11 protein-coding genes and 2 pseudogenes are annotated in these 15,203 nt (G+C 54.3%); 6 read left to right on the top strand and 7 right to left on the bottom strand.

Annotated features, from left to right (window positions below):
- Nucleotides 1-487, top strand: a pseudogene (locus ACKI61_RS03155) (methionine--tRNA ligase); the annotation flags it as partial.
- A gap of 63 nt (nt 488-550) precedes the next feature.
- On the opposite strand, the gene ACKI61_RS03160 reads toward ACKI61_RS03155, so the two are convergent.
- Nucleotides 551-1,315, bottom strand: coding sequence for an RNA methyltransferase (locus tag ACKI61_RS03160; RefSeq protein WP_407456350.1), 765 nt, complete (start codon nt 1,313-1,315; stop codon nt 551-553).
- 38 nt (nt 1,316-1,353) lie between these two features.
- Entirely contained in the window at nt 1,354-2,241 is an 888-nt protein-coding gene (locus ACKI61_RS03165) for a sugar phosphate nucleotidyltransferase (RefSeq protein WP_407456351.1), read from the bottom strand.
- Nucleotides 2,242-2,276: 35 nt separating this feature from the next.
- Here ACKI61_RS03165 and ACKI61_RS03170 point away from each other — a divergent pair, with 35 nt between their 5' ends.
- The gene (locus tag ACKI61_RS03170; RefSeq protein ID WP_407456352.1) at nt 2,277-4,538 is read left to right on the top strand and encodes a DUF748 domain-containing protein; all 2,262 of its coding nucleotides are present in this window, start codon (nt 2,277-2,279) and stop codon (nt 4,536-4,538) included.
- Between the two features lie 216 nt (nt 4,539-4,754).
- Here the strand turns inward: ACKI61_RS03170 and ACKI61_RS03175 are convergent, their stop codons facing one another.
- From ACKI61_RS03175 to thiS, 3 genes are all read right to left on the bottom strand, one after another.
- Nucleotides 4,755-5,522 (bottom strand): thiazole synthase, encoded by a 768-nt coding sequence (locus tag ACKI61_RS03175; protein WP_173567395.1) that lies wholly within the window; start codon nt 5,520-5,522, stop codon nt 4,755-4,757.
- Between the two features lie 75 nt (nt 5,523-5,597).
- Nucleotides 5,598-6,230 (bottom strand): thiamine biosynthesis protein ThiF, encoded by a 633-nt coding sequence (gene thiF / locus ACKI61_RS03180; protein WP_407456353.1) that lies wholly within the window; start codon nt 6,228-6,230, stop codon nt 5,598-5,600.
- Complete coding sequence (gene thiS, locus ACKI61_RS03185) at nt 6,230-6,424, bottom strand: sulfur carrier protein ThiS (protein ID WP_407456354.1); 195 nt, start codon at nt 6,422-6,424, stop codon at nt 6,230-6,232. Before thiS ends, thiF begins: the two co-directional genes overlap by 1 nt.
- Before the next feature lie 49 nt (nt 6,425-6,473).
- Between thiS and fabF the strand changes: the two genes are divergently transcribed.
- Entirely contained in the window at nt 6,474-7,724 is a 1,251-nt protein-coding gene (fabF, locus tag ACKI61_RS03190; protein ID WP_407456355.1) for a beta-ketoacyl-ACP synthase II, read from the top strand.
- 112 nt (nt 7,725-7,836) lie between these two features.
- On the opposite strand, the gene ruvX is transcribed toward fabF, so the two are convergent.
- A complete protein-coding gene (gene ruvX / locus ACKI61_RS03195) occupies nt 7,837-8,247 on the bottom strand; it encodes a Holliday junction resolvase RuvX (protein WP_407456356.1) in 411 nt (136 codons plus the stop codon).
- A 159-nt stretch (nt 8,248-8,406) separates the two neighbouring features.
- Between ruvX and ACKI61_RS03200 the strand changes: the two genes are divergently transcribed.
- Genes ACKI61_RS03200 through ACKI61_RS03210 form a run of 3 tightly spaced genes read left to right on the top strand, consistent with a single transcriptional unit; the run spans nt 8,407 to nt 14,886 of the window.
- Nucleotides 8,407-12,840: an acyl-CoA dehydratase activase gene (locus ACKI61_RS03200; RefSeq protein ID WP_407456357.1), complete on the top strand. Its 4,434-nt coding sequence runs from the start codon at nt 8,407-8,409 to the stop codon at nt 12,838-12,840.
- Nucleotides 12,841-12,888: 48 nt separating this feature from the next.
- Nucleotides 12,889-13,254, top strand: a complete 366-nt coding sequence (locus ACKI61_RS03205) for a four helix bundle protein (protein ID WP_173843592.1) — start codon at nt 12,889-12,891, stop codon at nt 13,252-13,254.
- Between the two features lie 36 nt (nt 13,255-13,290).
- Nucleotides 13,291-14,886 (top strand): ABC-F family ATP-binding cassette domain-containing protein, encoded by a 1,596-nt coding sequence (locus tag ACKI61_RS03210; protein WP_407456358.1) that lies wholly within the window; start codon nt 13,291-13,293, stop codon nt 14,884-14,886.
- A gap of 210 nt (nt 14,887-15,096) precedes the next feature.
- Here the strand turns inward: ACKI61_RS03210 and ACKI61_RS03215 are convergent.
- Nucleotides 15,097-15,203 (bottom strand): annotated as a pseudogene (locus tag ACKI61_RS03215) (IS200/IS605 family transposase); the annotation flags it as partial.

Here is a 15,203-nt window from a genome sequence, read left to right on the forward strand (position 1 = left end):
CGCCGACGTGCCTGCCGCCATGGACATGCGCGTGGCCCAAATCAAGGAAGTGGCCGACCATCCGGATGCCACGAGCCTATACGTGCTCAAGGTTGATGCCGGTGAAGGCGAACTCCGCACCATCTGCAGCGGCCTCAAGAACAGCTACAAGACCGAGGAACTGAAGGACCGCAAGATTCTGTTGTTCGCGAACCTCAAGCCCAGCGCCCTCCGCGGCATCATGAGCCAGGGCATGCTCTTTGCAGGCGACCTCGACAACGAGGCCCACACCTGCAGGCTCGTCTCCGTACCCGAAGACGCAAAGCCCGGTGACCGCGCCCTCTTCAAGGGTGTGGCTCCCAGCGAACCGCGTGAACTGAAGGTGAAGGACTTCGAGAAAATTGCGCTCTCCGTGAAGGGTGGCGCGGTGTTCTGCGACAGCCTCGCACTCGAAGTGAACGGGAAGCCCGTGACCTGCGACGTGGCTGACGGCAACGGAGTGCATTAAGCGTAGTTAAGCAACCGTTCGCGCCCATTCGCGCCGAATTGCGCTCAATCGACTGAATTCGGGTTATTTTTCGGCGGCTTTAGCGGCCGCAGCTTTATCGGCAGCCTGCTCCAAGCGAGCGGGCTTTTTCGCAAGGTTTCGGATAAGTCCGAACAACGCCGAAAGTTCGTTTCGTGTCGGGTGCAGGCGCTGCAAAAGCGTATTCAGGAAATTGTCGCGCCAGGACTGGTCGTGGTACTGCCCCGTCAAGTAGCGGTCCAAGAACTTCTTGAAGCTGTCGATCTGTTCGATGGTGGCAGGAGCGGTTTCGCAAGCACCCTTGCTTCCGCGTTTTGCGCGCCCCTCACCGTTCGCAAGCGCACCGCTGCGGCAAAGTTCGTAGAGACCCACCGTCACAGCCTGAGCAAGATTCAGGCTCATGAGACCCGGCACCGGGATTTCGCACTGGTAGGTGCAAGCGTTCACTTCCTCGGTCTCAAGCCCGCAGGATTCACGTCCAAACACGAGCGCAATCGTACCATTTTCAGGCAAGAGTTCCGAGAGTCCCGGCATCATCGTGTGCTTGATGGCAGAACCGTAAATGCGGCGGCTAAATGCAACGGCACAGGCGCAATCGCCGATGGCATCTTCGAACTTATGCACAATCGTCGCCTTGTCCAAGACTTCGTGGCTGTTCGGGGCCGTGTGGTATGAATTCTCGATCACCTTGTCACGCTTCGGGTAAACGATATACAATTCATCGAGTGCATAGCAATGCATGGCGCGCGCCACGAAGCCCACATTGTGCGGATGTTCCGGTTCAACAAGTACGACTCTGAATTTACGCATAGGATAGTAAGAAGTAGGAAGTAGACAGTGGTTAGTGATTAGTAAACAGGGGTTGGAGGGACGTTCCACTTGAAACCCTTGCCACGGATTTCGTTTTCGATTGTTTCGCCTTCGGCGATTTCCGCGCCGACATAAATGACGGAATGACGAATTTTCACGCCAACGGGCACTTTGACGCCCGCATCGACAACGGCTTCGTCAGGACTACGCCCGAGTTCCTTAAGGCGGGCTTCCACCGCATTCATGAGTCCTTCGGGAGAACCCATATCGATCCAGGTCGCATGCAGCTGCGTCATGTCCACGAACGGTGCGCGACCCGCAGCCATTTCCTGCTTCCAGAATTCACGAATGTCGAATTCCCCGTCGCGGATTCGCGAAAGAGCGTCGTCGCTGTACCACGACACCCCCGAAAATGTCGCTGCAGCGCCCTGCTCCGAGCCAAAGCGCCCCGCCACACCGACCAGGCGACCATTGACATCCACGCGGAATGTATTCACCTGCGGGAAATCCACCGCCAAAAGCGCCACCTGCGGCCCGTTCGGTCGAGCAGCCAACATCTGAGCATTACAAACAAACTGTTTCAGATCGAAATTGCAGTATGCATCCCCGTTCATCACTAGGAGACCACCTCGGAAGCCATCCGCATAGATGCGGCGGAGTGGCCCTGCCGTGCCAAGAATTTCAGGTTCTACCCAGACCTTCTCGAAGCCTAGCTTTTTTCCCGCCTCGACCACCTGGTCCGCCAGGTAGTGCGCATTCGCATGTAAACGAACATTTTCAATTGCACGGGCCTTACGAGCCTGCAAGTCCAGAATCGATGCGTCCACGACAGGAACTAGCGGCTTCGGCATGTCGTTGGTCAAGGGGCGCAGGCGCGTCCCGAGCCCCGCAGCCAAAATCAGCACATTCAAGGAATTTTTTTCCATCGCCCTAAATTTAGAATTTTTCTAATTTATGCAACATGAAGAAACGCTATATCGCCCTTATCGTTCTTGCGGTGTTGATCGTCCTCGTCATCGCCGCCATCAATGCAGCGCCCGGGATTGTTAAAAACTACATCGTCGACCACTCCGAGGAACTTATCGGACGAAAGATGAAAATCGAAAATGTGGACTTCAGTCCGCTTTCGTTCACGGTCACCGTCGACGACTTCGCCATCTACGAAACTGACGGCACAACACCCTTCGTCGCCTTCGAAAAGTTCCGCATCAACATAAACCCCACGCACCTTATCCATAAAGAAATCAGCGTGAGCGAAATCTACCTGAAGGGGCTCTACACACGCGTCACGCAGAAAGGCGACCAGTTCAACTTCAGCGACATTCTCGACAAGTTCAGCGCCGATTCAAGCGCAAACGCTCTCGATGCAAAAGAAACTTCTGCCAAGGCCGCCAAGAGCGCCGAAGCAAGCTCCGACTCCGCGCAAGCATTGAATCTTGACCCGACCGAAGCCCTGTACGGATTCAGCGTCGCCATCGAAAACATCTCTCTCGAAAAAGGCAACATCATCTACGAAGACCTGAAAGTCGGCTCCAAGATTCACCTGCAGGACTTTTCGGTCGCCATCCCGGCCGTCTACTTCAGCAACAAGAACACCGACATCGGAGTCAACCTCAAGTTCGCAAATGGCGGCGACTTGGGAGTCCATGTCCAATTCAACATGAAGACGCAGGATTTCGGCGTGAATGTGACGCTCAACAAGCTCGCACTCGCCGTCGCCAAACCCTACCTGAAGGACTTCATCAACTACAAGGATTTCGAAGGCCTGCTCGGCGCAAACCTGAACGTTGCGGGCAATGTCAACCACATCCTTTCGTCGAACATCAGCGGAACAGCCGCCATCGACGAAATCAAGCTTACTGAAACAAGCGGCAAGGCCATCGGCATTTCACACATCGGTGTGGGCATCAACAAGGCGAACCTGGACGCCATGGACTTCCGCATTGACTCCGTCATCGTAGATGGAGTTTCCGCGAACATTGAACTCTTCAAGGACGGCAAGACGAACATCGATGTGCTGATCGAGCCGCTCATGAAGCCCGCCAAGGAGGAACCGGCGCAAAAGGAACCGAAGAAAGAAGAGGAATCTAAGCCGCTCAAAGCTATCGTCAACAAGCTGCAGGTCGCAAACACCACCGTGACCGCAACCGATCACACACCCAAGCAGCCGTTCAACTACAAGGTGAGTTCCATCGCCGTCAATGGCGAAAATATCAACTTCAACACCCCCTGCACCATCAATGTCTCCGCCGCATTCCCCGAAGGCGGAACCATGAAACTCAAGTACAAGGGAGCTCTCTCCGACATCGGCACGATGAACGCCTACATCAGCGTAAAAAATCTCGCGCTCAAGCATTTCTCGCCCTACAGCCACCATTTCACCGGCTACCCCATCAGTTCCGGCACCATGGCGTTTGCAAGCGAAAACGCGATGAACAACTGGAACATCGAAAGCAAGAACACCATCGACATCTACAACATCAATGTCGGCGACAAGGACGGCAACACCGACCCAGAATACATCGTCCCGATGAAGGTCGGCCTCTATATTCTCAAGGACAAGGATGACAAGATCCAGTTCGATGTTCCCGTAAAAGGCAACGTCAAGGATCCCGAATTTTCCTATGTGAAAATCGTATGGCAGACCGTCATGAACTTGCTGATCAAGGTCGCCCTTTCCCCGCTCAAGGTGGTCGGAAACGTTGCCGCGACCGGTGCTGGCGCCGTCGGACTCGACCTGGGCAAGAACGACGAAATCCTTATCGACCCGCTCGCAACATCGTTCACCAGCGAACAGTATGCCAAGGCACAAAAGATGGTCGAGGCCCTAGCCAAGGACAAGAAACTCAAGATGAACTTCGTGCAGAACTTCAACTTGAAAAAGACAGTCGATGCCTACAAGACGCTCAAGCTGAAGACGGAATTCTACAAGGCTACGCAAAACAAGACAACGCTCAACGAGCTCGACGAAAAGGCCATCCAAGCCATCTCCGACAAGGACAGCGCTTACGCCGCCTATGCAAGTGAACACGCCAAGGAACTGGACCGCAAGACGCTCGAAAAGGAAATCCTTGCCATGGCAGATGCACGCAACCAGGAATTGCTCAAAGTCTTGCAACAGCAGACCGGCGTGACCAAGAAGAATGTGACGGTGACAACTGCTCCGCGCGGATCCCTCACGCAGAAAAAGGCGATGTACAAGGTTCAAATCGACGTGCAATAAACAATAGAGCCGAGCGATTTATTGTGAGTCACAAGCGGCTCATATCAATGAGCCGTGGTGACGAGAGTGAGGCGATATCACATTTTGTAATCTACGATAGAGCCGAACGGTCTGTAAAGGGGAAAGCCTTCCCCTCACTACAAAAAAGGACGAGCGAAAAAGCTCGTCTTTTTTTTCGTTCCCCCTTCGCCTAGGGGCAAAGCCCCTAAGACCCCTTTAGTCGCGGAGAAATCCTGTCAGCGGGTCGGAGGCAGAAGCACCGCGCGTAAGAACGCGTCCAAGGCCAGCCAGATACGCCTTTCGACCCGCCTCGATGGCAAGCTTGAAGCTTTGCGCCATGAGCGGCAAGTCACCAGCAGTGGCAAGTGCAGTATTCGCCATAATCGCAGCAGCACCCATCTCCATTGCAGCACAGGCTTCGGACGGTTTACCAATGCCTGCATCCACGATAATCGGAAGGTCAATTTCATCGATGAGAATCTGGATAAACTCGCGGGTAGAAAGCCCCTTGTTGCTCCCGATGGGGGCGGCAAGCGGCATCACGGCTGCGGCACCCGCGTTCGCGAGGTCGCGCGCCACGTTCAAATCCGGATACATGTAAGGCATCACCACGAAACCTTCTTTCGCCAAGGTTTCGGTCGCCTTGATGGTTTCGTAGTTGTCAGGCAGAAGATACTTCGTGTCGCGCATGATTTCGATTTTCACGAAATCACCGCAGCCTAGTTCACGGGACAGGCGCGCGATGCGGACCGCCTCCTCGGCGGTGCGGGCACCGGACGTATTCGGCAACAGCGTCACCCCCTTCGGAATGTAGTCCAAGATATTCTCGTGATCCTTCGTGTTCGCCCGGCGCACCGCAAGGGTCACAATCTGTGCCCCCGCATCGCGCACTGCAGCTTCAATCAACTTGAGAGAATACTTGCCAGAACCCAAAATAAAACGGGAACTGAATTCATGACCACCGATAACCAGTTTGTCTTCCATAAAGCCTTCTTTTTAGCGTGTGAAAATATAGCAATAGATTGCTTCGGCAAGAATACCGCGCAACGACATTGTTGTTTACACAAGGCCTAAAATCAGACGGATAGCCGTCAGGGCCTGATGTGCGGCGCAAAGCATCACGCGGGGTGCCACAAGGCCAATTCCCCCATTAACATCGCTCACTCCATCGCCAGAAAGATAGAATTTATCTGTAATTTTCCTTGTTCGAATCGAATTTCCGCAATCAAAGCCCGCCATGCCGGAGGCCGCGACCAGGTATTTCGAAGGCAACGTTTCAAGCACCGTGTTCACAAGCATCGCCTTCGCTTCGGCATTGTCGAACGCTTCACAAATCACATCGGCATTGGCAAGCAGAGCCGAAACGTTCTCGGCAGACACCTTTTCAAAATGCGTCTCGTATTCCGTGTACGGTGCGACTTCCTGAAGATTTGCAAGGAGCGCTTCGGGCTTCGGAAGCCCCACCTGATCCGCCTTGTACTGCTGGCGGTGCAGATTTGTCACATCGACACAGTCAAAGTCGACCAGAATCAACTTGCCGACACCTGCGCGCGCCAAAGAAATAGCGATATTCGAACCGAGACCGCCCAATCCGCAAACGGCGACCGTTGACGCCTGCAACTTGCGCACCGCGTCAACGCCCTGACGCTTTTCAAGCGCGGCAAGCATTTCTTCTCGCGTAGGCGTAGGCATCAACCGCCGCCTACAAAGTTCACGACCTCGACGATATCACCATCGGCAAGGACCGTTTCAGCATACTTCGCCTTCGGCACGATTTCGCAGTTGCGCTCCACCGCAATCCGCACGGCATTGTAACCCGCTTCTTCGATGTACTGCGCAACGGTCTTCCCCGCCGCCTCCACCGATTGTCCATTTATTGTTACCATGCCCCAAATATAAGAAAAAAAGCACACAAAAGTTGCTATATTTGCATCTATGACAAAAAGACGCGTAGTAATCACTGGTATGGGAGCCGTGACTCCCATTGGCAAGAACATTAACGATTTTTGGGCAGCCATTCGCGAAGGCAAGTGCGGTGTCGGCCCCATCACCCTTTTTGACGCAAGCAGCTGTCCGGTAAAGATTGCGGCCGAAGTCAAGGACTTCAAGCCCGAAGAACATGACATTGACCCCAAGGAAGCTCGCCGCATGGCCCGCTTCACGCAGTTCCTGCTCGCCGCCTCCAAAGAAGCAGTCAAAGACGCAAGCCTTACGCCCGAAGACCTTGCCCAAGATACCACAGGCATTGTCGCAGGTACGGGCCTCGGTGGCATGGACATTATCGATTCTACCTACACGCAGTACATGAACGGCGGCAAGCGCAAGGTATCGCCCTTAGCCATGCCGCAGCTGATTCCGAACGAAGCGGGCGCAAACGTTTCGATTGCCCTCGGCATCACGGGCCAGGCCCACACGGTCTGCACGGCATGTGCTTCGGGTACTGACGCTATCGGTGTCGCCCTCGACGCTATCCGCTCAGGTCGCCTGGATATCTGCCTTGCCGGTGGTTCCGAAAGCGGCATTACCGATTACAGCATCAAGAGCTTCGCCGGCATGCACGCCCTTACAGACAAATTCAACGACTGCCCGGAAAAGGCCAGCCGCCCGTTCGACTTGAACCGTTCCGGATTCGTGATGGGTGAAGGCGGTGCCGTGCTCATTCTCGAAGAACTGGAACATGCCAAGGCACGCGGCGCCAAGATTTACGCCGAACTCGCTGGCTACGGAGCTTCTGCCGACGCATACCACATCACGAGCCCGCGCCCAGGTGGAGAAACCTGCGCGAAGGCTCTCACCCGCGCCATCAAGGACGCAGACATTGCCCCGACCGACATCGACTACTATAACGCCCACGGAACCTCGACGCATCTGAACGACGCGACCGAAACCGCTATGCTCAAGGTCGCCCTCGGTGATCACGCCTACAAGATCAAGGTATCGAGCACCAAGAGCATGACCGGCCACTGCGTCGGAGCCGCCGGTGTATGCGAGGCCATCGTCTCGACTCTCGCCATTCGCGACTCGTTCTACCCCGCCACCATCAACTACGAGACTCCGGATCCGGAATGTGACCTGGATTACGTTCCGAATAAGGGTATCGAAGGCAACATCGAGGTCGCCGCGTCCGCCTCACTTGGGTTCGGCGGTCACAACGGTGTCGTGATTATTAAGAAATACAACGGCTAACAAGGCGCCCCAATAAAGGGGCGCTTAATTTTTCGCCAATGGAACTTTACATTTCAAAGGTTCTTTGAACCGTCCTCAAAGCGAGTGTAACGAGCGACCTCATACCTCGCTGCTATTGTTCATCAAGCCATCGTTGTAAAATAATCGCAGCGGCCAACTGGTCAATGACCGCCTTATTTTTTTGCTTTTTCTTCTTGCTAAAGTAAGAAGTTTTTTCTTGCGCCTGCACGCTGGAATACGATTCGTCCTGCGTGTACACAGGCATACCCGGAAAACGCGTTTTCAAGTCCTCAATAAACTTTTCCACTACCACATTCTTGCCGTCTTTACGGCCATCAGGGTGATACGGCATTCCCACCACAAAGGCGTCTACCTTATTGATTTTCACGAGTTCATCAAGACGCACGAACAAATTCGTCGTCTTCTGATCAATCGTTTCTCGCGAAAAAGCTATACGGAACTCGGAGTCGGCAAAAGCGACCCCGACGCGGTGCTCACCATAGTCAAGCGCAAGGTAGTTCATAGAGCGAAATATAGCAATAAAGAATAGCGGTAGACTCGGCGAAAAAATGGTCGCCAAGCGCGGGAAAATTTTCCCTTTTTACATTTTCTTGATTTTCGGCAATTTCAGCCGATAAAATGCCGCTTGAAAAGTTTACAATTTTCTATCTTTGTGCCCACTATGAGCAATATGAAGAACGATTTATGGGTCGGCGTGGACGTTGGTTCCACCACCGTCAAGATTGCGGTTGTCGATCCAGAGACCAACAAGCTTTTGCATTATACTTACCAGCGCCATAACGCCATGCAAGCACAGAAGGTTTTCGAGGTGCTGCGTGAGGCCCACGGACTTTTCCCCGATAAGAATTTTAGAGTCGCCTTCTGCGGCAGTGGCGGTCAGCCCTTCGCCGAAGCCACCCACGCCTTCTTTGTACAAGAAGTCGTGGCAAACGCCCTTGCGGTGCGCGCCACCTACCCAGAATCTAGGGTCGCCATTGAACTCGGCGGACAAGATGCAAAAGTCGTCTTCTTCGAAAAAGACAAGACTACCGGCAAGCTGATTGCCTCTGACATGCGTATGAACGGCGTGTGCGCCGGCGGTACGGGTGCATTTATCGACCAGGTGGCCGAACTTTTGCGCATCAAGACCGAAGCCTTCGAAGGCTTTGCAAAGCGTGGCCAGAAGGTCTACGAAATTTCAGGCCGTTGCGGCGTGTTCGCGAAAACCGACATCCAGCCGATGCTCAACAACGGCATCGCCAAGGAAGATATCGCCCTTTCCAGCTTCCATGCCATCGCGAAGCAGACCATCGGTGGTCTCGCCCAGGGTATGGAAATCAAGCCGCCCGTGATCTTCGAAGGTGGCCCGCTCACGTTCAACCCGACGCTTGTCCGCGCCTTCAAGGAACGCCTGGGCATTAACGACGAACAGGCCATTGTGCCGGAACACTCCGAAGTGCTCGTAGCCATGGGTGCAGCCCTTTCCTTGGGTTCCATGTTTGCCGACCAGGAATGCTTCTACCGCAAGGAAGGTTCCCTGGACGCGCTCATCCACTTTAACGAAACCCGCCAGGCCGAAAACAAGGCCAAGGCCGCGGCCGACTTGTTCTTCAAGAACGAAGCCGAATACAAGATGTTCCTCGAAGAACACAAGATGGCCGGCAACCACTACCCGCAGCCCGTATCGGGCTCTACGCTCAACGTGTACCTGGGTATCGACGCGGGCTCTACCACCACGAAGTTCGTGCTCATGGACGAGAACGAAAACATCGTGGACGGTTTCTACGCAAGCAACAACGGCGAACCGCTGCAGGTGCTCAAGAACGCCCTCAACGAACTCAGCGACCGCTACGAAGAATACGGCTGCAAGCTCAACATTCTCGGTGTCGGTACGACCGGTTACGGCGAACAGCTGTTTGCGAAGGCCGTGCATGCCGACTTCCACACAGTGGAAACGGTCGCCCACGCCAACGCCGCCCAGAAGATTTGCCCCGACGTAAGCTTTATCCTCGACATCGGTGGCCAGGACATGAAGGCCATCTCCGTGCAGGACGGCGTGGTCACGGGTATCATCCTGAACGAAGCATGCTCTTCCGGTTGCGGTTCGTTCATCGAAACCTATGCCCGCAGCCTCGGCATTCCGATGGAAAAGATTGCAGAACTCGCATTCAACGCAAAGAGCCCCTCTCAGCTGGGTTCCCGCTGCACGGTGTTCATGAACAGTTCCATCATCACGGAACAGCGCGACGGCAAGCAACCTGAAGACATTATCGCCGGTATCTGCCGCTCCATTATCAATAACGTTTTCACGAAGGTGATTCGTATCCGTAACCTGAACACGCTCGGCAAGAAGGTGGTGGTGCAGGGCGGAACCTTCAAGAACAACGCCGTTCTCCGCGCCTTCGAACAGTACACAGGCCTCAAGCCCATCCGTCCCGAACGTCCAGGCGAAATGGGCGCTATCGGTATCGCTCTCCTGACCAAGAAGTTCATGGAAGAAAAGCGCAAGACCGAACCGGAACTCAAGAGCCGCTTTATCGGGCTTGACGCCATGAAGACTTTCAGCTGGCACAACCAGCCGGGTCAGCTCTGCCAGTACTGCACCAACCATTGCTCGCGTACCATCGTGACCTTCAGCGACGGCCAAAGCTTCGTGACGGGTAACCGCTGCGAACGCGGCGAAGTCACCGCTGACCCCAACGACCCGAAGACCAAGGCGCTCATCGCCGAAATCAACAAGAAGATGCAGTCCGTGCCCGACATGATCAAGCGCACGAACCAGCTCCTGGTGAAGGACTACGCCCCGGCAAAGCTCGTCGAAAACAACGGCAAGACCATCGGTATCCCCCGCGTGCTGGAATTCTGGGCAAGCCTCCCGTTCTGGAAGGCCTTCTTCACGAGCCTCGGCTACACCGTCGTGGTGAGCCGCCAGAGCGACTACAAGATGTTCGAAGCGGGGCTCCACAGTGTGCCCTCTGACACGGTTTGCTTCCCGGCAAAGCTTGTGCACGGCCACGTACTCAGCCTCATTGAAAAGAAGGTCGACCGCATCTTCTTCCCGATGATGGTTGCCATCCCGAGTGACCACACCAAGTTCACGGCAACATCTGTTTGCCCGGTGGTGCAGGCCTACCCGAACGTGTGCAAGAATACCGACGAGCCCGAAAAGAATTACGGCGTTCCCATGGACCAGCCGATTTTCCACTGGTTCAACGCCAAGCTCCGTCGCAGCCAGACCATCGACTGGTTCCACGAAAACTGGAAACTTGACAAGAAGCTTTTGGACAAGGCCGTTACCGAAGGCGAGAAGGCACTCAACAACTACCGCACCACGCTCCTGGAAGAAGGCCAGAAGATTTTGGACGATGTTCGCGCAAAGAACACCTTTGCCGTGGTGATTGCAGGCCGCCCCTACCATGCGGACACGCTCATCAACCACAACATCGCAAGCCACTTTACCGCCATGGGCATTCCGGTGCTCACCACCGAATCGCTCCCCGGCGTTTACGACCAGGATGTGCCGAGCCACACCCGTATCGAAATCAAGAACACCTTCCACTTGCGCATGATTGGTGCCACCATGATTGCAGCGAAGGACCCGAACATCGAACTTGCTCAGATCGTAAGTTTCGGTTGCGGACACGACTCGATTTTGACCGACGAAATGATGCGCATGCTGCACCTTGATTCCAACAAGGAAATGCTCATGCTCAAGCTCGACGAAGGCGATGCCCGTGGCCCCGTGGGAATCCGCGTCAAGAGCTTTATCGAAACGGTAAAGGCACGCCGTGCTGCGAACCTGCCCGACAAGCCCGAAAGCCACGAACCGCTATTCCATACGCCGTTCTTGCCCGAAGACAAGAAGCGCCGTCGCATTCTGACTCCGAACCTCTCCCCCGCCTTCTCCGTGCTCGCCAGCGAATACATGAAGCGCGAAGGATTTATCGCCGAATACCTGCCCGTGGCAGACAAGAAGGCGATCGAGCTCGGCAAGAAGTACGTGCACAACGACATCTGCTTCCCCTGCCAGGTGAACATTGGCGAAGCGCTCCACTGGCTCGTCGACCACCCCGAAGTTCCGCAGAACCAGGTTTCCATGTGCCTTGCCAAGAACTGCGAAAACTGCCGCGCCGTGCAGTACGCCGTACTCGCCCGTAAGGCTTTGGACGAAGCGGGCTTCAAGGATGTGACCATCATTACGACCGGTGTGGACTACAAGGGCATGCATCCGGGCTTCCAGCTGGGTTTGGACTTCCGCCTCCACATGCTGTGGGGCCTCGTGACCATGGACGCTATCGAAACCATGTACCGCGCCGTTCGCCCGTACGAAGTGAACGCTGGCGACACCCAGAAGGTTTACGACGAATGGATGCCGAAGGTGATTGGCGTTGCAGGCCACCTCTCCACCATGCAACTCGTGCGCCCCTCCAAGCTGATCGAAGTCTTTGAACAGTGCATCGAAGCATTCAACGGTATCGAAATCACCGAAGAACGCAAGAAGGGCATCCGCAAGCCGCGCGTTGCCGTGCTTGGCGAAATCTTGATGAACTACCACCCGAGTGCAAACGGCTTTGTGGAAAACTACCTGATGAACAACGGCATGGAAGTCTACCTGCCGGGCATGACGGACTTCTTCCGCGTCGACGAAGTGGTTCGCGAAGAAAAGATCAAGCGCGGATTCTCTGCAAACCCGATGATGGACCGTCTCGAAGGCGGCGTGACCTCCAAGGTCTATACACACGCTGTAGAAACCGCTCGCAAGTCCATGCACAAGTTCAAACTGTACGAACATCATGCAGACTGCGTGGAACTCAAGGACTACGTCTCCGATATCATCGACCCCACCTACAACACGGGTGAAGGCTGGATGATTCCGGGCGAAATCCTGTACAACTCGAAACACGGAATCAACAGCTACATCATTCTGCAGCCGTTCGCATGCCTTGCCAACCACATCTCTGGCCGTGGCCTCACCAAGGCTGTGAAGGAACGTTGCCCGCACATCCAGGTGCTGAGCCTCGACTACGACCCGGATACGAGCTTCGCGAACATCGAAAACCGCCTGCAGATGCTCATCATCAACGCCCGCGAATTGGAAAAAGCGAATAACAATTGATAATGGATAAATGATAATGGATAATTTGCATTCTGGTGGAAAAGCTTTATGAAGAAAGACAATTTAATTGCCGAAAAAACAAAAGCCTTCGCCATCCAAATTATCCATCTTTATCTTTATTTGTCCAATGAGAGAAAAGAGTACGTTCTATCCAAGCAAGTTCTTAGAAGCGGAACAAGTATCGGTGCAAATGTAAAAGAAGCAACACAAGCACAGAGTAAAGCCGATTTCATTTCGAAAATGTCCATAGCCTTAAAGGAAGCTTCAGAAACAGAATATTGGCTAGAATTACTTAAGGAAACATCATTCCTTAAAGAAAACCTATTCAAAGAAATCTACGAGGAAAATGAATCTATTATCAAGATTATTACGAAAATAATCAAAACATCAAAAATTCTTCCTAACAACAATTAATCATCAATCATCCATCATCAATCATCAATTAACTAAATGCTCAACGTTTCTAATGTCAGTCTTCAATACGGTAGCCGCGTCCTCTTCAAGGAAGTGAACCTTTCTTTTAAGCGCGGCAACTGCTACGGAGTCATCGGCGCAAACGGCGCCGGAAAATCTACCTTCCTGAAAATCCTTTCGGGCGAACTCGAACCCAACACCGGTGAAGTCACCAAGGACCCGGGCGAACGTATCGCCGTCCTGAAGCAGGACCACTTCGCCTACGAACAGAACACCGTTCTCGAAACCGTCATGATGGGCTTCCCCGAGCTCTACGAGCTGGGCAAGAAGCGCGACGAACTCTATGCGCTCCCCGAAATGACCGAAGAACAGGGCATGCAGGCCATGGAAATCGAGACCCGCTTCGGTGAAATCGGCGGCTACGAAGCCGACTCCAACGCGGCCGTGCTCCTGAAGGGCCTCGGCATTCCCGAAGAATTCCACTACAGCCTCATGGCCGACTTGGACGCGGGCCTCAAGGTGCGCGTTCTCCTCGCCCAGGCACTGTTCGGCAACCCGGATATTCTGTTGCTTGACGAACCGACGAACCACTTGGATTTGGAAACCGTCGGCTGGCTCGAAGACTACCTGGAACGCTTCGAAAACATCGTCATCGTGGTGAGCCACGACCGTCACTTCCTCAACGCGGTCTGCACCCACACTTGCGATATCGATTACGGCAAGATCAACATCTACGGCGGTAACTATGAATTCTGGTACGCAGCTAGCCAGCTCGCCCAGAAGCAGCGCAAGGACCAGAACCGCCGCGCCGAAGAAAAGATTGAAGAACTCAAGGCGTTCATCCGCCGTTTCGCCTCTAACGCCGCCAAGGCCAAGCAGGCCACCTCCCGTAAGAAACTCCTCGACAAGATGACCGTCGAAGAGATGCCGGCATCGAGCCGCAAGTTCCCCTGGGTCAACTTCAAGATGGACCGCGAACCGGGCAAGATTGTGCTAGAAGTCAAGAACGCCACCATCGACGGCGGCGACGGCATCATCTGCAAGAACTTCGACTTCAGCCTGAACAGTGGCGACAAGGTGGCCCTCGTCGGTGAATACGACACGCTCAAGACCGCCTTCTTCCAGCTCATTGCCGAAGAGACGAAGGCACCCGACGGCGTGCTCAAGTGGGGCAACACCATCAGCTACAGCTACTTCCCCAAAAACAACGACGCCTACTTCGGCTGCGACCTCTCCCTGGTGGATTGGCTGCGCCAGTACAGCAAGGAACAGGACGAAACCTTCATCCGCGGGTTCCTCGGACGCATGCTCTTTACCGGTGAAGAAGCCCTCAAGAGCGCAAACGTGCTCAGCGGTGGTGAAAAGGTGCGCTGCATGCTTAGCCGCATGATGCTCAGCAACGCGAACTGCCTCTTGCTCGACGAACCGACCGCCCACCTCGACTTGGAAGCCATCACCGCCCTCAACAACGGCCTCACCGCATTCCAGGGTCCCATCATCTTCTGCTCCCAGGACCACGAATTCGTCCAGACGATCGCGAACCGCGTGCTCGAACTGACCCCGAACGGCGTCATCGACCGCAGCATCACCTTCGACGAATGGCTGGAGTCCAAAAAGAAGAGTAAGAAGTAGACAGTAGGAAGTAGACAGTTATAGAATCTGCTATTCTACAAGATACGAAGATTTACAACTTTAAAAAAAGGAACCCACCCGCACAGCGGGTGGTTCTTCATATACGGGCCCTGCCCTAGGTTACTAGCGACGCGTTCGACGCGTTGCGCAGTCTGACACCTGCGTGCGGTCCTTAACGGCGAGCCCGTAAACGGGCTACATCTTTCCGAGCATGGTCAGTTGTTCGCCGTATTCATCCTCTTTCAATTGATTTTGGATATACGACGCAATCTTCGCAGTATTCTTTCCGACCGAATCAACATAGTACCCCTTGCACC

The organism is Fibrobacter sp., from assembly GCF_045601785.1.
Lineage (GTDB): Bacteria > Fibrobacterota > Fibrobacteria > Fibrobacterales > Fibrobacteraceae > Fibrobacter.